Here is a 20812-nt window from a genome sequence, read left to right as displayed (position 1 = left end):
TCCGATTTGCATCGGAACGGCTGTCAATTCAATATGTCTAGGAACGTATTCTTCTTTGTTTTATTCACTTTTCGTGTATCTCAAAGCGGGTGCAAAAGTAGAAATTTCTTTTTAACTATGCAAGAAAAATTTAAAGTTTTTTTCGAAAATGTTTTTCGAAAGTTTTCTTTACTTTTTCTCTCAATATGTAATAAGAACTCTGCTCTATTGCGGGGTGCAAAGGTAACATCTATTTTAACTCTGGCAAACTTTTTACAATCTTTTTTTTAAAATTGTTTTCTCGTTTGTTTCAGGTTTTTATAAGAACGTTGCGCTGATTGCGGGTGCAAAACTACAACCTTTATTCGCTTTTACAAGACTTTTCTAAACTTAATTTTAAACTATTTTTTAATTGGCTTAAAATCAATAAGGTTAACTATGAAGTTTTTTTGTTCGCTATAGTGGTTGGAGTGATTTTGCGGGATTGATGAGGAAATTAGGCGGTTATTGATGGTAATCGGTCTTCCCCTTTTAGTATTCAATAAGATTTTGTTTTACTCAATATATAAGGACCTATTGCAAAATTCGTCTGTAATACGCGCAGCTCGCGTTAGGGATAGCAGCGCAAAGCCCACAGGCACGACCATCTTGAGGGAGTGGCGAGGACTTGTAGCGAAGAGCCCGACGCCTTTCTTGCTCTTGCCCTAAACAAAAGGCAAGAGCAAGAAAGGCGGAACGCCAAAAATTTAGCTTTTGATTTAATAATCCCAACGGCGGGTTTTATTGAGTTCTTCTTGCTCTTGAATAATTTCGGCAGGAATAACTTTAAGGAATGAGGGATGTTGTTCGATGGCGTACTCTACTTTCTCTACAATCTCTTCGATGGTATCGTTATCGTAATCTATTTCTAACGGCTCCTTGATAATAAAAGATTGTAAAATGCCCTTCTTTTTCATGCGAAGCCCTTTTTTGTCGAAAGAGCGGCGGAAACCGTCTATCACTATAGGTACTACAATTGGTCTGTGTTGCTTTATGATGTGCGCAGTTCCTTTACGGACTGGTTTAAATGATTTCGTCGTGCCTTGTGGAAAGGTGATTACCCAGCCGTCTTTGAGAGCGATCTTGATATTTTCGGTATCATCAGGATTGATTTCTTTTTTCTCTTGAACATCGACTCCTTTTGCTCGCCACGTACGCTCAACCGATATTGCACCTGCATATGCCATAATGCGAGGCAGTAGTCCTGCTCTCATGGTTTCTTTTGCTGCTACATAATATATGTTCATTTTTGGCTGCCACAAATACCCGACATTTACAATATTATCTTCGCGACCGCTCAAACTGGCGTTAAAAACATGAAACATAGCCACGACATCAGCAAAATAGGTTTGATGATTGGAAATAAAAAGTACGTTTTGGTCTGGCAGGTTGCGAATAATCTCAGAACCTTCTATTTGTAATTCGTTAAAACCTCTGTAACGGCGGTGCGTGACAGCGCCAAAAATACGAATTAACCATTTTTTGAGGAAGAGTATATGACCAAAAGGATTTCTTTTCAACAATCCCATAACTAGTATTTATTTAAATGATTTGAAAAGCAAACTTACAAAAATATATTTTGTTGCTATTTTCAACTGCCTTTAACTACAATTTAAAGTGCTTTTATTTGATGTGCTTATTTAAAACCTCTTTTAACTCACTGAGCATCATAGCCGTTGCTCCCCAAACCATATGTCCCTCAACATTAAAAGCAGGAACGGTACTATTTTTTACCGAAGAAGTGTCCAGATTTGTTGTTACAACAATAGCATCGTCTAAAAATACTTGTAATGGTAATTCTATTATGCCTGCTACTTCACTGGCTTGGGGCGCAAATACCAACTCTTGTTTGCTAATCCCCAAAAAAGGATGCACCAAAAAATTGCTAGGCGGAATGTACAAACTAGTAAAAGGTTTAACGATTTCAATATAATCCATGACTACTCCAATCTCCTCTTCTGTTTCGCGCAAGGCAGTAAAAGCAAAATCAGGATCATCCAATTCAAATTTACCTCCTGGAAAAGCAATCTGGGAAGAATGAACTCCATTGTATGAATTTCTGAGGATCAAAACTAAATGAGTAATTCCGTCTTTTGGATACAAAAGCATCATGACCGCTGCCTGTTTTGGATTTATTTGTTGCGAAGACCATTCTGTTAAAGATGGAATGCGCTCAACAGGAGCCATTTTGATGTGAGCATCGAACGCAGGCAATTCAGCTTGAGCTAATTGTGGAACAAATTGTAATAAATATTGAAAATCCATAATCAAATTCTATTTTTGTAGATTGAAAAATAAGCCTAAATGTAGGTCACAAATTAGAACTGCACAAGAAATAAAAGGGAACAAAAAACAATTGATATGTATAGTAAAGAGGAAACACAACGATTGAAGCGCGAATTTTGGGTAGCATTTGCAGAGAAATATCCAAGAAAATGGGTTTTGTACGATACTAAAATCAAAGATTTCTCTTTTAAATTTTACGTTGACAATAAAAAAACCCAAGTTTTAATTGACATTGAACCCAGAAGTACTGAAAAACGTATTGCTTACTTTGAAAAACTACAAGCCTTGAAATCAATTTTAGAAGACGAGTTTGTAAAAGATTTGGTCTATGAGCGCGACTACACTTTAGAAAGCGGCAAAACTATCAGCAGAATTTGGGTTGAATTGACTGGCGTTGGCGTAAGTAATCGGAATAATTGGGATGCTATTTTTTTATTTTACTTTGAAAAAATGAACGCTCTTGAATTATTTTTTCAGGAATACGATGAATTTATAAAAGACATTGAAATTGTGTAATCGCTTTATTTGCGTCTTTACATATTAAAGATATTATAAACAATGACGCGGTTATCGTAAGTAATATACAATTGCTTACGGTTGTCTTGTTTTTTTCTGGTAATTATGGATAAGGTACAATCTTCACCTTCGTTGTTTTTACACGTAAAGCCATACACCAGATCAGTTTCATTTTCTTCTGCAGGATGGTATTCTATTATTTCAAATAGTTGGATAATTTGCGAGTAAACTACAATGCGGCTTTTGTTAGTATCTAAAGTTACTAGTAAATTGGTTAGATTTAAATCAGACCACTTACCCCATTTCCCTTTATCGTTTTTTTCGAGTACACTAAAACCTGAGGTTTTAAATTTGTAGGTTTGCGCAGAGGCTGTAGTTATGCCTGCGCAAAACATTCCCACGAGAGCTATTAATTGTAATTTAGTCATTATTTAAAAATTTAGCTGAGCTACACGTTGTTTTGCTTTTTCAAAATCGGCAATCATTTCGTCAATAATTGCTGCAGCTGGTTTAATGTCGTGAATAAGGCCTGCAATTTGACCAATTTCAAGTTCCCCTTCAATTAAATCACCTTCAAACATTCCTCTTTTAGCGCGGGCCCTACCAAGAAGTGTTTGTAATTCTTCTTTTGTTGGTGCTGTTTCGTATAAACGTTGTACATCATCAAAGAATTTATTTTTAATTAATCGCACTGGCGCTAATTCTTTAAGTGTTAACTGTGTTCCACCCTCCTTTGTATCTACAACAGTGTTTTTAAAATCGATGTGCGCAGATGATTCTGTTGATGCTACGAACCTACTCCCTATCTGAACACCATCAGCACCCAAAGTCATAGCTGCAAGCATTCCAGCACCGGTAGCGATACCTCCCGCAGCGATGAGTGGAATGGTAATTTTCTCTTTCACCATCGGAATTAAGGTTAATGTTGTCGTTTCTTCACGACCATTATGTCCACCCGCCTCAAAACCTTCGGCAACAACCGCATCTACTCCTGCATCTTGTGCCTTTAGGGCAAAAACGGAACTACTCACAACATGTACGACAGTTACACCGTGTTGCTTTAAAAAGGAAGTCCATGTTTTTGGATTACCCGCCGAAGTGAATACAATTTTTACATTTTCCTCAATGATGATTTTCATAATCTCATCAATATTAGGATAAAGCATTGGGATGTTTACACCAAAAGGCTTTGACGTTGCCAATTTGCATTTTTGAATGTGTTCGCGCAAAACCTCTGGATACATTGATCCCGCACCAATTAAACCTAAACCACCAGCATTACTAACTGCACTTGCTAATTTATATCCACTATTCCAGATCATTCCACCTTGAATGATTGGGTATTTTATATTGAAAAGAGAGGTAATCTTATTCATTTTTGTAATTAAAAATTATTGTTTTACTAATTTTCCTGATGTAGAATAATCTGCGGAAAGATATCGGTAGAAATAAATACCGTTGGTTATACTTTGAAGATTTATATCTGTGGTCGATTGAGAAATAGTCTGCTCAATCATTTTTTGTCCCAAAACATTATAAACACTAAATAAACCGTTTACCGTACTTGCAGGAAGTTGTAGCGTCACAATATCCATAACGGGATTGGGAAAAACCACTAAACTCTCTTGACTTGGTAACATTAGACCCAAATTGGTATTGAGGGCAGACGCAAAATCAGGGACGCCATAACCGTATTGATTATCGGGAATTAAAAATCTATCAGCAGATCGAATGATAATATCTCGAATTTCTTTGTTTGTTTTTTGCGGAAGCGCTTGCCACAAGCAGGCTATTAAACCCGCCATTATTGGACTGGAAAATGAAGTACCATTGGCTATTCTTGAATTACCAAATTGATCCGAAACTACTGCCGCTTCCCCTTGGGCCATAACTTCTGGTTTAATCCGACCGTCAAAAGAAGGCCCGATTGAACTAAATGAAGTTTTAACTTCTGATGAATTTACCGCACCAATTGCAAGTACAGAAATAGCATCAGCTGGAACTGCAATTGTTGGACTTGAAGAATTTCCTGAATTTCCTGCCGAAGTTACAACCAACATCCCTTTATCAAAAGCAATATCAGCGGCACGAGACATGAATGCGGTTTTTCCGTTCATTTCGCTATAAGTATGGTTGTAAGCCGGATTATCAAAATCAAAATATCCCAATGAAGTATTGATTACATCAACTCCTAGACTGTCTGCTTTTTCGGCCGCTTCAACCCAAAGCGATTCTTCGACGGGATTTTCTGAAGATTCATTTTCGGTTATAAAAAGATAATATGAAGCGTCGGGAGCCGTACCAACAAGTACATTTTCTGTATAACCGCCCATTGTAGATAAAACAGCCGTTCCATGGGAACCTCCCGAGTAAAAGTTAGGATCACGCTGCACGTAATTGTACCCACCTAAAATTTGATTATTATCGCGTAAACGTTTAAAAGGTAATGCTGTGTTGACTCCCGGAAAACCTGAATCCATCACAGCAATTATTTTTCCTGCACCCGTAAAATTTTGTTGGTGCAAGACATCGCCTTGTAACATTTTTATTTGGTTCGAAGAAGAACCGTAGGCATACTCGACTTTGGTTTTTTGAGTTTTCAGTGTTTTTTTAGAAGTCGTTAGTTTCTTGGCACCGGAATTTTGATTTAAAGATTTATCTGCAAAATCAATATTTGAAACAAATGCTAAATTTTTAAGTGCGTTGATATTGGCTTGCGAACCACGAATATGTAACGCATTCAACCACTTAGACTGAGCGAGAATAGTAATTCCATTTGAGTTACGGACTTGTAATCGGTAGGTGTTTTCTAAAGGCACATCTCGCAAATCCAATGCTATTTTTTGAGTTGTTCTTCTCTCCAAAGAACGTGGTGAAAGCATCTTTGTAGGTGTTTCAAGAAAGGTTGCTGCACTTGGCTTGTCTTTAAAGTAAACCCATGCATCTTGTTGTGCAAAACACGACAGAGAGATTAGGAAAAAAAATAGTAGGTGGCGCTTTTTCATCTTTCTTATTTTTTATAAAGATACTATTCTTGCATCAAATGAAAAAGGCAATTACTAGAATTTGATTAGGAAATAACTCCTGAGCCTATCAATTCATCATCATGGTACCAAGCAGCAAATTGACCTTCGGTGATGGCAGATTGAGGTTCGTCAAATAATAGATACAAACCGCTTTCTAATTGATGAAGTGTAGCTTTTTGCAATGGTTGACGGTATCTAATTCGAGCCATCACCTCCATAGTTTCGCCATTTTTTAGCGCTAAATCTTCTCTAATCCAGTGAATTTCTTCGGTGGCAATTCGAAGACCTTTTTTAAATAAACCAGGATGCTGACTTGTGAGTCCGGTGTAAATGGTATTCGTATCAACATCAGTGGCAATTACGAATAAAGGATCAGTAGTTCCGCCAACGTTCAAGCCTTTTCTTTGTCCGTTAGTAAAGTAATGAGCACCTTGGTGTTTTCCTACTACTTTTCCCATTTGCGGATTGTAGTTTCTTTTGGCAGCATGATATTGCAATTCTTGTTCTGTTGTACTATCCGCTGGTAATTCGGTTTGGTAGATTGGATCATTTTTGTCAACTTGAACAATCAAACCTTCTTTAGGTTGTAATTTTTGTTGTAAAAATTCAGGCAAACGCACTTTACCTATGAAACACAAACCTTGTGAATCTTTCTTTTCAGCAGTTACCAATTCCATTTCTGCAGCAATTTCGCGTACTTCTGGCTTGGTCAATTCTCCTATAGGAAATAACGACTTCGCTAATTGTCCTTGCGATAATTGGCATAAAAAATAAGACTGATCCTTATTATTGTCGGCACCTGCTTTTAATTGGTAAATAACTTGTCCGTCTTGTTCAAATTCTGTTTTTCTACAATAATGTCCCGTTGCAACATAATCTGCACCAAGACTTAAGGCGATTTTCATGAAAACATCAAACTTGATTTCACGATTACAGAGTACGTCAGGATTTGGCGTTCTTCCTTTTTCGTACTCATTAAACATGTAGTCAACGATTTTTTCTTGGTATTGCTCGCTCAAATCAACAGTTTGAAAAGGAATCCCAAGCTTTTCAGCAACCAACAAAGCGTCATTGCTATCTTCAAGCCATGGACATTCGTTTGAAATGGTAACCGAGTCGTCGTGCCAATTTTTCATAAAAAGTCCAATCACTTCATAGCCCTGCTTTTGTAATAAATACGCAGCAACACTTGAATCGACACCACCAGAAAGACCTACAACTACACGTTTCATTTTGGAAAAATTAAAATTTTACAAGGGTGCAAAGGTACAAAAACATTTAGTACTCCTATTGCTGAAAATGGTGTTAATTTGTTTTGACTTTTTCCATTTTTGGAAGCGCACTCATATTGGTTTCTTTAACCAATTTACCTTTCTCAAAAAACTGCCACATTCCAGCTTTTTTACCTTGAACAAATATACCTTGCGACACTACATTTCCGAATACATCCCTAAAAATGGCTTTTCCTTCGTACTGGTCATTTTTATAATTTGATTCTTCTAAAACAACACCGCGCTCAGTATATTTCTTATAAGGCCCATTTTTCAAATTATTTGCGAAAGTCATTTCTTCAGCCAAAGCTCCACTGATAAAAAAAACTTTCCGAATACCCTCGAGCTTTCCTTTTTTGTAAAATTCTGTAGTCATAATGTTTTTTGAGTATTTGTGGTAGTAAGTCCAAACGCCCTCAAAAAGTTTATTTACCACATTGCCTTCGCTCACTTTATTTTTATTTTGATCAAAAAATGTGGTGTACGCTCCATTGTCTTTCGTATTAAACTCTCGTGTGGCAATTACTGATTTCGCTTTGGTGTCATCATAAAAGTAAAAAACACCTACCTCTTTACCATGATCAAAAGTCCCCTCGTAACGAGGCCGTTTGGATTGCTCGTAAAAACCTTTCCATAATCCGTGTTTTTTACCGTTCGCATCAAGTTTGTTAAGTTCTGCTTGCGCAAACATAAAAGTATACAAAAACATCATGAAGACACAAATCAAAGATCGAAATTTAAAAGTATACATAGTAATAATCATTTTAGTTGCAACCTACAACTTGCAATATTTCATTTTAGTATTGCAAAAGTACAAATATTAAAAATTTAAATATGGTAGAAGCAAATCACGATTCAAGAAGTTTCAAAATCTAACAAAGACAACAATATCAACCCAATACAGCGACAACACTTTCTTTTCAAGTCAACCTTAACTTTTGTTTAATAAAACACATATATTAATAAACAAATACATTGCCTTCGCCTACATCCATGGCAATCTCAGATCAAATATTCTTACTAAAAAGAACAATAATGATTAAATAAAATAACTTAAACACACTTTAATGAAATAATAAATTTAATTACCGTTTATCGTTTTTAAGAAAATTTTAAACAAAATACTAAAATTGTTTTTTTAGTTTGGCCAAACAAAAATTAACAATTAACAACAAACATTATGAAAAACGCAATTAAATTCAAAAGTTTATTAATGATTGCCCTGCTGGCAATTTTTTCGGTTTCTTGTGACAACGACGATGACAAAGCAGTTGCTGACGAAACAATCACGGGATTGGCTGTTAAAAGTCCAAACCTAAGTATTTTAGTTCAAGCCTTAACTAGAGCTAATTTAGCAACAACGCTACAGGGCTCTGGGTCATTTACCGTTTTTGCTCCAACTGATGCTGCCTTCACCGCATTTTTGCAAGCCAATAATTTTGCAAATATTAATCAAGTTCCACAAGATGTATTGACCAGAATTTTATTAAACCACGTAGTAAGTGGAAATTTCAGAGCCGCAAACCTACAAACAGGCTACATCAAGACTTTAGCAACTAGTGCAACTTCGGGAAATAATACCATGAGTATGTTTGTTAATACTGCATCTGGTGTTCGTTTGAATGGAGTAGCATCTGTAACAACACCTGACGTAGTAGCGTCTAATGGTGTAATTCATATTGTAGATGCTGTAATTAATTTACCTACGATAGTAACGCACGCAACGGCTAACCCGAATTTCACTTCACTTGTGGGTGCGTTAACAGGTCAAGGTCAACCAAACTTTGTTGAAATTTTATCTGGAACAGGTCCGTTTACAGTCTTTGCTCCAACAAATGCGGCTTTCACCTCTTTGAATACAGAGTTGGCACCGGGCGGAATTGCTAGCGTATCTGCGGCTAACCTAACTAGAGTATTAAGATACCACGTTGTTAGCGGAAATGTATTAGCAGCGTCATTAATGGCTGGAAGTGTAGCAACATTAGAAACACCACAATCATTTACTGTTTCACTAACGGGTGGAGCAAAAATCACTGATGTTCGCAATAGAGTTGCTAACGTTACTGCAACTGATGTGCAATGTTCAAATGGTGTGATTCATGTATTGGACAAAGTTTTATTACCAACTTTTCCAGCTAACTAAAAAATAAGACGAGGAATAAACTACAATATTCCAATATCTATTATTTTTTACTTACTTAGAGAGCCAATTAGTTCATACTAATTGGTTCTTTTTTTTAAAACATTTTGTCCAAAATTAGAATTGAGCTAATAATTTTGCTTCAATTCAAAAAAAACAGAAAGTATTGATTTCAAAGTTTCTAGAATACAAACAATCACTGTTTGGTATTTGAATAAACTTTCGAAACTGAGTAGGAAATCTTTTTTGTGGAGCAGTGCAATAAAACCAAAATTAATAATAAAATAAGATACTAACAGCTCAATATACTCGCTATTAATGCAATGATAGATAAGCCAGATGAAAACTACATATAACTAAAACACATATTATCACTCAACTTTAGCCTGACTAAAGCGCATAAAAAAACCTCAATAAAAATATTGAGGTTTTAAATAGCAACTTTATTGTTTATTGTTTATTCTTCTTATCTAATGCTTTTTGAGCTTCGGCTTGTTCCATCACTTCTTGCAACTTGCGCTGAAATTTACCTTGCTTTTTAGGCTCTTTTAATTTGTTCTCTTGAATTTGAGCATGAATTTTATCTCCATCAATAAAATACTTTTTAATAACAATCATAATTCCTATAGTAATCAAGTTCGATACAAAGTTGTACAAACTCAATCCTGATCCATAACTATTAAAGAAAAACAACATCATAATTGGCGAAACGTAAATCATGATTTTCATCATTTTAGCCATATCTGGCATTCCTTCTTGCTGTGGCGCCGCCATTTGCTGATCACCGCTTGTCATTTTCATGTAGAAGAAAATTGCGATAGCTGCAAAAATTGGAAACAAACTAATATGATCTCCGTAAAACGGAATATTAAATGGTAATTTTACAACTTCATCAAACGAAGATAAATCGTCAGCCCATAAAAAGCTTTTTTGTCTTAACTCAAAAGCAGATGGGAAAAACTGAAACGAAGCCATCAAGAACGGCATTTGAATCAAAGCAGGAATACATCCCGCCATTGGGTTCACACCAGCTTTGTTGTACAATTTCATCGTCTCTTGCTGCTTTTTCATTGGATCTTTCTTAAACTTTTCACCCAACTCAGCAATTTCAGGACGCAATACTTTCATTTTTGCCTGTGAAAGGAACGATTTAAAAGTAATTGGCGACATTGCTAATTTAATCAAGATTGTAAAAATGATAATTGCAATTCCGTATGCGATGTATGATCCTAAGAAACCAAAAAGAGGTACAAAAATAAATCTGTTAATCCAACCGATTATTCCCCAACCAAGAGTAATAATTTTTTCAAGATTCAAATCATAGTTTGATAAAGTCTTGTAGTCAGATGGTCCCATGTACCAATTCAACTTATAATCAATTTCACCATTGGTAAACGCCAAAGGCAATTTTGCGTTGAATGATTTGGTGAAAGTAGTATCAACTTCTTCGTTAATTACTAAATTTTTTGAACTTACTACTGCATTTTCAAATGGTGTTTTAGAAACTAAAATTGAACTGAAAAAGTGCTGTTTGAAAGCGATGAAAGTTGGTTGTTCCAATTCTTCTTTTTCTTCAGCACCCAAACCTGCGTAATCTACTTTGCCGTCTTTGTGTTCAAAATAGATTTCAGTGTATTTGTTCTCATAAGAAATACTTTTTTCATTTCTGAATGCTTTTAAACTCCATTCTAAGTCTAAAGGTTTTGCAGTACTGATTACTTTATTTAATCCTTGAGAACGAATATCAAAACCAATCATGTAATCTTTTGGTTTTAAAATGTATTTATACTCTAGAAATTCATTAGCACCTGCTTTCAATTTCATGGATAAAATTTGATCCTCACCAATTTTGGTTAAGCTTGGCTCAAAATAAAGGTCTTTCGTATTTAGTGCACGATTGTCATTAGTCATCAACTGTACATTCAAACTTGCATTATTGTCCTTAATTAATTGAACAATTTTGCCCGAACCTTTTTTGTATTTTTCAAAACCTTTCAAGGTTGCTTCTACAATATATCCTCCTTTGTTCGCAACGGTAAGTTTTAAAACCTCATTTTCTAGGGTTGTAACTCCTCCTTTTGCAGATGGTAAAGTAGCAGAATAGGCAAAACTTCCTAATGATTTTTGCAATTGTGCCAATTGAGTTGAGTCGCCTGTTGCTGCTACAGCCATTGCTGCTTTTTCAACTGCTTTTATTTCAATTTCTTTTGCTTTTGCTTTTTGAATCAACAATTCCTTTTGCGCTTTTTCAGCAGCAACTACCTTTGGATCGGGTTGGTTGGTGTACGTGATGTAAGCCAAGATTCCAAAAATCAAGGCAAAACCAATAATCGAATTAAGGTCAAATTTCTTTTGTTCCATTATAATATTTAAAAGTGTTTACACTGTTAGTAGCAAGTTGCAAAATTTGTTTCAAAAGCAACCTACTATTTCTTTTTTGCTTGCACCGCAGCAGCAACAAAATTTACAAAAATTGGGTGCGGATTAGCAACTGTACTCTTGTATTCTGGGTGGTATTGTACGCCAATAAAAAACGGATGATCTTTAATCTCTACAATTTCAACCAATCCAGTATCAGGATTTGTACCTGTGGCTAATAATCCGGCATTATGCAATTGCTCTACATAACTACTGTTGTATTCGTAACGGTGACGGTGGCGTTCAGAGATTGAATCTGTTCCATAAATTTTGTATGCCAACGAATCCTTCTGAATGTCGCATTTCCAAGCGCCTAAACGCATTGTACCGCCTTTATCTGTCACTGTTTTTTGTTCTTCCATCAAATTCACCACAGGATGAGCTGTGTGTGCATTCATTTCGGTTGAATTGGCATCGGAATACCCCAAAACGTTACGAGCGTGCTCGATAACAGCCATTTGCATCCCAAGACAAATTCCGAAAAATGGAACCTTATTTTCACGTGCGTATTGTACCGCAGCAATTTTTCCTTCTATTCCGCGCTCACCAAAACCTGGCGCTACCAAAATAGCGTCTAAATTGGCGAATTTTTCTTTGATAGTACTCGCATCGATATGCTCAGAGTGAATAGAAATTACATTTACTTTTGTCTCATTGGCAGCACCTGCATGTATGAAGGCCTCCAAAATCGACTTATAGCAATCTTGCATTTCTACGTATTTACCAACCAAACCAATATTTACGGTATGCTTTGGATTTTTTAAACGCTTCAAAAAGATGTTCCAATTTTTAAGATCTGGAGCTGCTTTTTTAGGTAAATCTAATTTTTTCAAAGCCACTACGTCAAGCCCCTCTTCCAACATTAAGTTAGGTACTTCGTAGATAGTAGAAGCATCAATCGACTGAATCACAGCTTCTCTTTTTACATTACAAAACAGTGCTAATTTGTTGCGTAACTCCTCTGTAATTTCGTGTTCTGTTCTGCATACCAAAATATCGGCTTTGATACCACTTTCCATCAAGGTTTTTACAGAGTGTTGTGTTGGTTTTGTTTTTAATTCTCCAGCTGCAGCCAAATATGGCACAAGCGTTAGGTGAATCACAATTCCGTTGTGCTCTCCTAACTCCCATACCAATTGACGTACGGATTCGATGTAAGGAAGAGACTCAATATCTCCAACAGTCCCTCCAATTTCAGTAATTACGATATCGTAATCGCCCGAATTGCCTAGCAACTGCATTCTATCTTTTATTTCGTTTGTGATGTGAGGTACAACTTGCACCGTTTTACCTAAAAACTCACCACGTCTTTCTTTTTCAATAACAGATAAATAAATTCTACCTGTAGTGACATTGTTCGCCTGAGAGGTTGGAACATTTAAGAAACGCTCGTAGTGCCCCAAATCTAAGTCAGTCTCAGCACCATCATCCGTTACGTAACATTCTCCGTGTTCGTAAGGATTTAGCGTTCCTGGATCGACATTAATATACGGGTCGAATTTTTGAATAGTAGTACGGTAACCTCTTGCTTGTAATAATTTAGCTAATGACGCAGCAATAATTCCCTTTCCTAAAGAAGAGGTCACACCGCCAGTAACAAAAATATATTTCGTTTGATTCATTGTATTGTGTTTTGTGTTGTGTTTAGTGTTGTAGTTGTGTAAAAAACTTGGCAAAAGTACAAATTTAATTGGACTATTGGAAGATATGTTTCTCAGTTTTTATTGTCTGAAAAACCCATTTGTACAAGAGCATTTTGTCAGAGATTTTGAAGTATAAAAGCACAGTTACAGCTTTGGATATTGCTTTTTAATATTGCGAATCAAATCTTCTAAACCGTTTAATTTCAATTCGTAAACTAATTGCAATTGTATTCCCAATTCACCTTTTGGAAAACCTTTATTGCTATACCAAACAATGTAATACTCTGGAATATCAATAAGAAACCAGCCTTCGTATTTGCCGAAAGGCATTTTGGTATGCGCCAGTTTTATGAGCTGTTTTTGATTTTGATCCATAGTGTTATAAAAAAGAAGCAAGAACTTTCGGTACTTGCTTCTTTATTTCATTCTTAATTATTTTTAAATCCAATTGAAAGTAATTCGTTTTTCAATATCTGGATGCAAACTCAAAAAAACAGGACAGGTCATTGCCGCACGTTCTAAAATTGTTTTCTGCTTACTGTCATCCGTTCCTTTCAGCGCAAAAACAATCTCAATTGCTCCTATTCGTCTTGGTTCGGCATTCATAATTTTAGTTACTTCAGCTACTGACCCAGAAAGATCAACTTCTAAATCTCTTGCTTTTATTCCCATAATGGTAAACATACAAGAGGCTAGCGCATTGGCTACGGTATCTGTTGGAGAGAAGGCCTCGCCTTTGCCATTGTTATCTAATGGCGCATCAGATATAATTTCTGTTCCCGATTGTAAATGAATCGATGATGTTCTTAAATCTCCGAGATAGGTTACTTTTGATGTCATTATTTAGCTTCTTTTATTGTTAAATCGCTTTCGTATTGCAAAATGTAAATTCCTTTATTGATGAAAGCACCCTCGTTGTTTTTATAAAACTCAAATTTATTATCCATTTGTTCTGTAGCGGTACTACCAATAGTTTCTAAATAACTTTTATCTTGTGCCAAACGCATCATTGTATCAAAAGTTACATCAAATCCTCGGATGGCAAAAACGCTCGGATTGCTTTTATTTTTTTTCTTGAACTCTTTTTCAAAAATGGCAGCTTGTTCAGAATAACTTTCACGTGTTACCGAAGGATACATCAACTTTAACTTGACCAAATTATTGAAGTTAATTTCGTCCGTATCCAAAGTTTCGTTTGGCTCTAAAATAACTAGCTGCACTTTATACGTTGCCATGGCACTCATTAGGCTTGCTACAGTTGATTTGATCATTCCTGTATTAGCCGTTTCCATGATCACATAATTGATTTTATCTTTTTTCAACATGCCTTTGATGCTCTCTGCTGTTACACCGCCGGTCGCTGTCAAAGGCGCGAATCGAACATCTGGATGAGTATCAGTAATATATTTAATCACAGAACCTTTCTTTTTATCCACTACGGCAATTATGTTTCCTCCTTTGCTTCGCATAAAATCGAAAACGGCATTTTTAACAGCCACAGGATCTGGAATAGATTGTACTAAATTAGGATATGAAACTCCCAAATCTTTCGATAAAGGCGAGACTACAGGAACTTGATTAGCTGCTAAAATTTCGGCAGCTTTCTCGACATTGTTTTGATAAAATGGTCCAATCACAGCATCAAAACTTGATAAACCTTCTGATTTAATCAAAGCTGCAACGGCAGTGCTATTTTTAGTTTCTTGCGAATCTAAAATTTTAATATCCATATTTAAACCTAAAACTTTTGCTGAGTCAATAGCCATCATGGCACCCGCATAAAAATCTAAAGTCATGTTTAAAAACTTGTCCTTTTTTATACGAGAACTAATTGAATTGACCGTATCATTTTCAATTTTAGAAATATTGAATGGTAACAGCAAAGCTAATTTCTTCTTGGCATTGCTTTTTTTGGTGATCGTTGTGTAATCTTTTTTCGCTTCCGCAGAAGCTGATATTGCTGCTGTTTCAGGAATATTGATTTCCATTCCTACCTCGACTCCGTTGGCTAAAGCTGGATTTTGTTGCAACAACTCCTCTTGTGAAATCCCTGCCATTTTTGACAAACTATAAAGCGTTTCTTTTGGTTTTACCTCATAGCTCACATATTTTACTTTAGCTACAGCGACAGTCGGTACCGTAGGAGCAACTTCATTTTTAACTTCTGCAACTACTGCAGGTTTTGTCGCTTTATTTGCATTCCCTTTGATGATTAATTCATAGCCAACAGGCAAATTAGCAACAATCTCAGGGTTTTTTTTCTCTAACTCTTCAACAGTCAGTCCATATTTTTTTGCTATCGAATACTTGGTCTCTTTAGCAAGTACGGTATGAAAAATAGCTGACTCCACTTTTTGTTTTGCTACAGCTTTCATTTCGCCTGACTTAGGAATAGTTAGCACCTGGCCAATTTGCAACCCTTCTGATTCTAAAAATGGATTAGCGGCTTTCAGTGCCTCATCAGTAATACCGTATTTTTTTTCAATGCCATAAAGTGTCTCTTTGGGTTGCACTTCGTGCGAAGTCACTTTAGCTTTTGCAGCAGCAGGAACAACTGCTTTTTTACTTGCTTTAGTTGGAATAATTAAAACGCTATTAGGTTTTAAACCGCTTTGGGCATCTGGATTCAACTGGTAAATATCAAAAGGTGTCACTTGATACTTCTGCGCAATTTGATTAATTGTTTCTCCTTTTTCAACCTTGTGAGTACTTGATTTAGCTTGTGCTTTACCATTTTGGTGAAACATCAAAACCGATAGGCAAATTGCAAAAAAATATTTCATTGTATTTGTTGTCTAAATTATTCAAATCTATTAATGAAGCAACGGTATCAAATTTTATTCCAAAAATCTGATACCGTCACTTGTTGTATTTACCAATGAGAACTCAATTTTACTTTAATTCCGCGTGAAATTAATCTGTAAAACTGCATTTCGATGGTTGATTATTCCCACTCTATAGTTGCTGGCGGTTTAGAGCTAATATCGTAAACTACTCTATTGACACCTTTCACTTTATTGATAATATCATTTGATATTTTCATTAAAAACTCATAAGGTAAGTGCACCCAGTCAGCTGTCATTCCGTCTGTTGACTCCACAGCACGTAACGCAATTACTTTCTCATAAGTACGCTCGTCACCCATTACTCCTACACTATTTACAGGAAGTAAAATGGCGCCTGCTTGCCAAACTTTATCGTATAATCCCCATGACTTTAAGCCATCAATAAAAACAGCATCAACATCTTGTAGAATTTGTACTTTTTCTGGTGTAATATCACCTAAAATTCTGATCGATAAACCTGGACCTGGAAAAGGATGTCTGCCTAACAATTCTGGATCGATACCTAAGGAAGCTCCTACTCTACGCACTTCATCTTTAAAAAGCATTCGCAAAGGTTCAACAATTTTTAATTTCATATAATCAGGTAAGCCACCTACGTTATGATGCGATTTTATGGTTGCTGATGGACCTTTAACAGATACTGATTCAATAACATCAGGATAGATAGTTCCTTGAGCCAGCCATTTTACGTCTTCGATAATTTTTGATTCATCGTCAAAAACTTCAATAAAAACGCGGCCGATTGTTTTTCTTTTGGTTTCAGGATCACTGATACCTGCCAATTCTGACAAGAAACGATCTCCAGCATCAACGCCTTTCACGTTTAGTCCCATACCTTTGTACTGGTCTAAAACATTTTGAAATTCATTTTTACGAAGCAAACCGTTGTTTACGAAAATGCAATATAAATTTTTACCGATAGCTTGGTTCAAAAGTACCGCAGCTACAGTCGAATCGACTCCTCCTGAAAGCCCTAATACTACTTTATCATCTTGTAATTTTTCTTTTAACTCGGCAACCATATCCTGCACGAATGCATTTGGTGTAAAGGTTTGAGGAACCTCGGCTATTTTTACCAGAAAGTTTTCAAGCATTTTTGCTCCATCCGTCGAGTGGAAAACTTCAGGATGATATTGAATCGCATAAGTAGTTTCGCCTTCAATTTTATAAGCAGCAAACTCCACATCGTGAGTACTTGCCAGCTTCACTCCATTGGTTGGAAGCGCCTTGATACTATCGCTATGACTCATCCAAACTTGGCTATTTTCAGAAACTCCTTCAAAGAAAATTTCATCTTCCTTTATGAACGATAAATTAGCTCTACCATATTCTCTAGTATTAGACGCAGCTACTTCGCCTCCGCTAAAGTGAGCCAAATATTGCGCTCCGTAACACACAGCTAACATGGGAAGCTTACCTCTAATTTGTGATAAATCAGGATGAGGCGCATCTTCGGCACGAACAGAAAAAGGGGAACCTCCTAAAATGACTGCTTTATACGGCGATAAATCTGTTGGAAAATTATTGAATGGGAAAATTTCGCAGAATATATTTAATTCGCGAACTCTACGCGCAATAAGCTGTGTGTATTGCGATCCGAAATCTAAAATAAGTACGTTGTGTTGCATGCGCAAAAATACTTTTTATATTTTGATTTGAAAAACTGATTTTTGAAAAAAAATCAATTTCTTTGAGTTTGAAATGCAAAAAGTTTTGGTTCAAGTATTTTTTTTAAACCCAAACAAGAAAATTATCGTAAGTGTCACTGTAAATTTCAAAAACACAAAAACCCGAAATAATGAAAAATTCAATTTTTACAGGATTAATAGCCCTATTACTATGTTGTAGCTCATGCAATGTTGTTGATGACCTCTTGACATTTTCAATTGACAATCAAACTAATTTTAAAATCGAAAGCGCTTTTCCTGTTGGCTCAGCCTTAACAATCGTTACACCCGAAGTAACTACCAACTCTAGTAGCACTTTTGAAAACAACAACACTCGAGCTGATTTGGTAAAGGATGTTAAACTCACTCAGTTAAAAGTGAGTATTACCAATCCTAGTGGGAAAAATTTCAGCTTTTTAAAATCGATTGTTTTATTTATTTCAACTGATGGTAATGACGAAATTGAACTAGCTAAATTGGATAACATTAATAGTTCATCCAATACATTAGACTTAATTTGCACCACAGCAAAATTAGACAAATATGTAAAAGCTTCAAAGTATAAGATTAGAACACAAGCGGTAATTAAAGAGTCTATCACCGAAGATATCTCCGTAAATGCCGCAATGAAGTTTAGGGTTACTGCTGATCCTTTCTAAAATAAAGAACATAAAAAAAGACTCTTGAAATCTAAATCAAGAGTCTTTTAATTATCGCTCACTGTTACTATTTTATTCTTTTACCAAAATGATAGTTGCTTTAAAACCAGTACCCAAATTCCATTGACTGGCTGATATAAGCGCTCCTTTGTCATCATACACTTTGAACTCGGCGGTGTTAGGTCCTGAACTTCCTTGATTAATCGCTTCGAAATCAATTTTATTAAAACCTTTTTCGAGCACGATTTCAAAACCCTTATAGTTTGTATCAAGGTATACTTGATTCTGAATCACCTTATCATTTAAATATACACGAATTAAATCGCCATCAACATAAGCCGCATCGCGATACATTACTTTCGCGGATACTGACCCTGTAGGAAAACTACCTAAATCTTGATTTCGCCTATAAACTACGCCTTCTGGATCAGGTTCCTTTTTGTTGAATTTATCTCGCAGTATATCTCCCGGATTGATAAATTCATTTTTAGGAGTCATTGAAATTTCCTTTTCTGGCAAGTTTGGCTCTGTAACTATTGGATTCGGATTAACCACTTTTGGCGTGTTTGGCGAACTAATTGGCGGAATATCAATTTTTGGTGGCGTTGTTTTCTTAATCTTTGGCGTATTGTTTTTTGGCGGAATGGCTTTAAATTTAGAACTAAACTCACTCTGCGCCTGTCCTAAGTACGTCCAACCTAACAGTAAGAGTAAAAATAATATCCTTTTCATAATATGCTTCTAAACGTTTTTAATATTTTTTTCCGGCTTAAAAATAGAAAATGAAATGTGTAAAATAAGGCCAAGTGCTATACTTTAACTTTCATTTATAACTATGCTTTTCTAGTTTTAGTGCCTGCTCACCAAAAAATAGGTTTTTCAATTCCACTTCTTTAAAAAATAAAAAATGCCTTGCTTTGCCTAATTTTTTTTAGTTTGCACCAAAAAGCATGCCACTAGAGAAACAAACAATTAAATTCAAATAGTACAGCTCTCCAACTACTAAACCATCGTACTTTGTAACTTTCTTTTATTGAGAAAGTGGTACTTTTGTAAATAAAATGTCAGCCACTTTATGAATGTTGTCCCATTACCACCAAAATTGATTGCAATAGCACAATGGCTTTTGCTTGCTTTACTTATTGGTGTTGCAGCAGGATCCGCATCAGCTTTTTTCTTGGTGAGTTTAGATTGGGTTACAAAACTTAGAGAACAACAACCTGAAATTATCTGGCTATTACCAATCGGCGGCTTATTCATAGGTTTAGTTTACCACTATTACGGGCAAAGTATAGTAGCAGGAAATAATTTAATCTTACAAGAATACGAGCAGCCAAAAAGAACAATTCCTTTAAAAATGGCGCCCTTCGTTTTAATCGGAACTTTAATAACGCATTTATTTGGAGGTTCTGCCGGTCGAGAAGGTACCGCAGTGCAAATGGGAGCAGCAATAGCCGATCAATTTACCCGCGTTTTTAAATTAGAGGCAATTGATCGCAAAACCATCTTAATTATGGGAATCAGTGGAGGTTTTGCAGCCGTTTTTGGTACTCCTCTTGCAGGTGCATTGTTTGCTTTAGAAGTTGTTTATTTTAGTGGAGTACGACCGAAAAGTATTATTTGGAGTTTTATCACTGCATATGTGGCGCACTATACCGTACTGCTTTGGTCCGTTTCACATACGCATTATCACATTCCTCAAGTTCCTGAATTGAGCATGAGCGTAATTTTTTGGGTAGTAGGATGCAGTGTTTTATTTGGATTTGCATCAATGCTATTCTCCAGAAGTACACAATTTTGGTCGCGCATATTCAGTTTAGTAACTTATACGCCATTACGCCCTTTTATTGGAGGAATCGTAATTGCAATCGTAGTTTATGCAATTGACACCACAAAGTACATTGGTTTAGGAATACCAATGCTTACGGGAGCATTTGTACAAGCAAATGCCATACAAGATTTTGCCATAAAGATTCTATTTACAAGTTTTACTCTTGGTGCTGGTTTTAAAGGTGGCGAAGTGACTCCTTTATTTATAGTAGGAGCTACTTTAGGAAGCGCCTTATCTGTTTTTGTACCTTTACCAATTGCGTTGTTGGCAGGACTAGGTTTTGTTGCTGTATTTTCAGGAGCAACTCACACACCAATTGCTTGCTCTGTTATGGGCATTGAACTTTTTGGAATAGAAAGCGGCATCTGTATTGCGCTGGCTTGCGCAGTTGCTTACCTATTTTCGGGCCCCGTTGGAATCTATAAATCACAAATTTTGGGCGGACCAAAAATGAAAATTTACCATTGGTTACAACTCAAATTTTAGGCTGA

General features: G+C 36.0%; 18 protein-coding genes. 4 read left to right on the top strand and 14 right to left on the bottom strand.

The window, feature by feature from the left end; all coding sequences use genetic code 11:
* Positions 1 to 737: 737 nt before the first annotated feature.
* The gene (locus KBJ98_RS14600) at positions 738 to 1547 is read right to left on the bottom strand and encodes a lysophospholipid acyltransferase family protein (RefSeq protein ID WP_210791746.1); all 810 of its coding nucleotides are present in this window, start codon (positions 1545 to 1547) and stop codon (positions 738 to 740) included.
* A 94-nt stretch (positions 1548 to 1641) separates the two neighbouring features.
* Positions 1642 to 2283: an NUDIX hydrolase gene (locus tag KBJ98_RS14595; RefSeq protein WP_210791744.1), complete on the bottom strand. Its 642-nt coding sequence runs from the start codon at positions 2281 to 2283 to the stop codon at positions 1642 to 1644.
* 96 nt (positions 2284 to 2379) lie between these two features.
* On the opposite strand from KBJ98_RS14595, the gene KBJ98_RS14590 reads away from it, so the two are divergent.
* Positions 2380 to 2820, top strand: a complete 441-nt coding sequence (locus tag KBJ98_RS14590) for a DUF4268 domain-containing protein (protein WP_210791742.1) — start codon at positions 2380 to 2382, stop codon at positions 2818 to 2820.
* 17 nt (positions 2821 to 2837) lie between these two features.
* On the opposite strand, the gene KBJ98_RS14585 is transcribed toward KBJ98_RS14590, so the two are convergent.
* The 5 genes from KBJ98_RS14585 to KBJ98_RS14565 form a co-directional block, all read right to left on the bottom strand.
* Complete coding sequence (locus KBJ98_RS14585) at positions 2838 to 3248, bottom strand: hypothetical protein (RefSeq protein WP_394369384.1); 411 nt, start codon at positions 3246 to 3248, stop codon at positions 2838 to 2840.
* A 3-nt stretch (positions 3249 to 3251) separates the two neighbouring features.
* Positions 3252 to 4196: an NAD(P)H-dependent flavin oxidoreductase gene (locus tag KBJ98_RS14580; RefSeq protein ID WP_210791740.1), complete on the bottom strand. Its 945-nt coding sequence runs from the start codon at positions 4194 to 4196 to the stop codon at positions 3252 to 3254.
* A gap of 15 nt (positions 4197 to 4211) precedes the next feature.
* Positions 4212 to 5825: a S8 family serine peptidase gene (locus KBJ98_RS14575; protein ID WP_210791738.1), complete on the bottom strand. Its 1614-nt coding sequence runs from the start codon at positions 5823 to 5825 to the stop codon at positions 4212 to 4214.
* Between the two features lie 65 nt (positions 5826 to 5890).
* A complete protein-coding gene (gene mnmA / locus KBJ98_RS14570; protein WP_210791736.1) occupies positions 5891 to 7078 on the bottom strand; it encodes a tRNA 2-thiouridine(34) synthase MnmA in 1188 nt (395 codons plus the stop codon).
* Positions 7079 to 7151: 73 nt separating this feature from the next.
* Complete coding sequence (locus tag KBJ98_RS14565) at positions 7152 to 7868, bottom strand: toxin-antitoxin system YwqK family antitoxin (RefSeq protein ID WP_210791733.1); 717 nt, start codon at positions 7866 to 7868, stop codon at positions 7152 to 7154.
* Positions 7869 to 8297: 429 nt separating this feature from the next.
* On the opposite strand from KBJ98_RS14565, the gene KBJ98_RS14560 reads away from it, so the two are divergent.
* Entirely contained in the window at positions 8298 to 9260 is a 963-nt protein-coding gene (locus KBJ98_RS14560) for a fasciclin domain-containing protein (RefSeq protein ID WP_210791732.1), read from the top strand.
* A gap of 447 nt (positions 9261 to 9707) precedes the next feature.
* Here KBJ98_RS14560 and yidC read toward each other — a convergent pair whose 3' ends face one another.
* From yidC to guaA, 6 genes are all read right to left on the bottom strand, one after another.
* Entirely contained in the window at positions 9708 to 11618 is a 1911-nt protein-coding gene (gene yidC, locus KBJ98_RS14555) for a membrane protein insertase YidC (RefSeq protein WP_210791729.1), read from the bottom strand.
* A gap of 65 nt (positions 11619 to 11683) precedes the next feature.
* A complete protein-coding gene (locus KBJ98_RS14550; protein WP_210791727.1) occupies positions 11684 to 13297 on the bottom strand; it encodes a CTP synthase in 1614 nt (537 codons plus the stop codon).
* Positions 13298 to 13462: 165 nt separating this feature from the next.
* Positions 13463 to 13693: a DUF3820 family protein gene (locus KBJ98_RS14545; protein ID WP_210791725.1), complete on the bottom strand. Its 231-nt coding sequence runs from the start codon at positions 13691 to 13693 to the stop codon at positions 13463 to 13465.
* Between the two features lie 63 nt (positions 13694 to 13756).
* Positions 13757 to 14158 (bottom strand): OsmC family protein, encoded by a 402-nt coding sequence (locus KBJ98_RS14540; RefSeq protein ID WP_210791723.1) that lies wholly within the window; start codon positions 14156 to 14158, stop codon positions 13757 to 13759.
* Complete coding sequence (locus KBJ98_RS14535; protein ID WP_210791722.1) at positions 14158 to 16101, bottom strand: PBP1 and LysM peptidoglycan-binding domain-containing protein; 1944 nt, start codon at positions 16099 to 16101, stop codon at positions 14158 to 14160. The genes KBJ98_RS14540 and KBJ98_RS14535 overlap by 1 nt, the downstream gene beginning before the upstream one ends.
* A gap of 161 nt (positions 16102 to 16262) precedes the next feature.
* The gene (gene guaA, locus KBJ98_RS14530) at positions 16263 to 17792 is read right to left on the bottom strand and encodes a glutamine-hydrolyzing GMP synthase (protein WP_210791721.1); all 1530 of its coding nucleotides are present in this window, start codon (positions 17790 to 17792) and stop codon (positions 16263 to 16265) included.
* A gap of 170 nt (positions 17793 to 17962) precedes the next feature.
* Between guaA and KBJ98_RS14525 the strand changes: the two genes are divergently transcribed.
* Positions 17963 to 18490: a hypothetical protein gene (locus KBJ98_RS14525; protein WP_210791720.1), complete on the top strand. Its 528-nt coding sequence runs from the start codon at positions 17963 to 17965 to the stop codon at positions 18488 to 18490.
* 72 nt (positions 18491 to 18562) lie between these two features.
* Here KBJ98_RS14525 and KBJ98_RS14520 read toward each other — a convergent pair whose 3' ends face one another.
* Positions 18563 to 19222, bottom strand: coding sequence for a hypothetical protein (locus tag KBJ98_RS14520; protein WP_210791719.1), 660 nt, complete (start codon positions 19220 to 19222; stop codon positions 18563 to 18565).
* Between the two features lie 343 nt (positions 19223 to 19565).
* On the opposite strand from KBJ98_RS14520, the gene KBJ98_RS14515 reads away from it, so the two are divergent.
* Positions 19566 to 20807, top strand: a complete 1242-nt coding sequence (locus KBJ98_RS14515) for a chloride channel protein (RefSeq protein ID WP_210791718.1) — start codon at positions 19566 to 19568, stop codon at positions 20805 to 20807.
* The last annotated feature ends 5 nt before the right edge of the window (positions 20808 to 20812 follow it).

The organism is Flavobacterium erciyesense (genome assembly GCF_018069925.1).
GTDB lineage: Bacteria > Bacteroidota > Bacteroidia > Flavobacteriales > Flavobacteriaceae > Flavobacterium > Flavobacterium erciyesense.
This window is presented reverse-complemented; position numbering and strand designations above follow the sequence as displayed.

Bases quoted from the DNA above. Each gene is read 5' to 3' on its own strand.
- KBJ98_RS14565 (WP_210791733.1), bottom strand. From the start codon at position 7,868: ATGTATACTTTTAAATTTCGATCTTTGATTTGTGTCTTCATGATGTTT.
- KBJ98_RS14550 (WP_210791727.1), bottom strand. From the start codon at position 13,297: ATGAATCAAACGAAATATATTTTTGTTACTGGCGGTGTGACCTCTTCT.
- KBJ98_RS14585 (WP_394369384.1), bottom strand. From the start codon at position 3,248: ATGACTAAATTACAATTAATAGCTCTCGTGGGAATGTTTTGCGCAGGC.
- yidC (WP_210791729.1), bottom strand. From the start codon at position 11,618: ATGGAACAAAAGAAATTTGACCTTAATTCGATTATTGGTTTTGCCTTG.
- KBJ98_RS14575 (WP_210791738.1), bottom strand. From the start codon at position 5,825: ATGAAAAAGCGCCACCTACTATTTTTTTTCCTAATCTCTCTGTCGTGT.
- KBJ98_RS14560 (WP_210791732.1), top strand. From the start codon at position 8,298: ATGAAAAACGCAATTAAATTCAAAAGTTTATTAATGATTGCCCTGCTG.
- mnmA (WP_210791736.1), bottom strand. From the start codon at position 7,078: ATGAAACGTGTAGTTGTAGGTCTTTCTGGTGGTGTCGATTCAAGTGTT.
- KBJ98_RS14525 (WP_210791720.1), top strand. From the start codon at position 17,963: ATGAAAAATTCAATTTTTACAGGATTAATAGCCCTATTACTATGTTGT.
- KBJ98_RS14595 (WP_210791744.1), bottom strand. From the start codon at position 2,283: ATGGATTTTCAATATTTATTACAATTTGTTCCACAATTAGCTCAAGCT.
- KBJ98_RS14520 (WP_210791719.1), bottom strand. From the start codon at position 19,222: ATGAAAAGGATATTATTTTTACTCTTACTGTTAGGTTGGACGTACTTA.
- KBJ98_RS14590 (WP_210791742.1), top strand. From the start codon at position 2,380: ATGTATAGTAAAGAGGAAACACAACGATTGAAGCGCGAATTTTGGGTA.
- KBJ98_RS14540 (WP_210791723.1), bottom strand. From the start codon at position 14,158: ATGACATCAAAAGTAACCTATCTCGGAGATTTAAGAACATCATCGATT.
- KBJ98_RS14580 (WP_210791740.1), bottom strand. From the start codon at position 4,196: ATGAATAAGATTACCTCTCTTTTCAATATAAAATACCCAATCATTCAA.
- KBJ98_RS14515 (WP_210791718.1), top strand. From the start codon at position 19,566: ATGAATGTTGTCCCATTACCACCAAAATTGATTGCAATAGCACAATGG.
- guaA (WP_210791721.1), bottom strand. From the start codon at position 17,792: ATGCAACACAACGTACTTATTTTAGATTTCGGATCGCAATACACACAG.
- KBJ98_RS14535 (WP_210791722.1), bottom strand. From the start codon at position 16,101: ATGAAATATTTTTTTGCAATTTGCCTATCGGTTTTGATGTTTCACCAA.
- KBJ98_RS14545 (WP_210791725.1), bottom strand. From the start codon at position 13,693: ATGGATCAAAATCAAAAACAGCTCATAAAACTGGCGCATACCAAAATG.
- KBJ98_RS14600 (WP_210791746.1), bottom strand. From the start codon at position 1,547: ATGGGATTGTTGAAAAGAAATCCTTTTGGTCATATACTCTTCCTCAAA.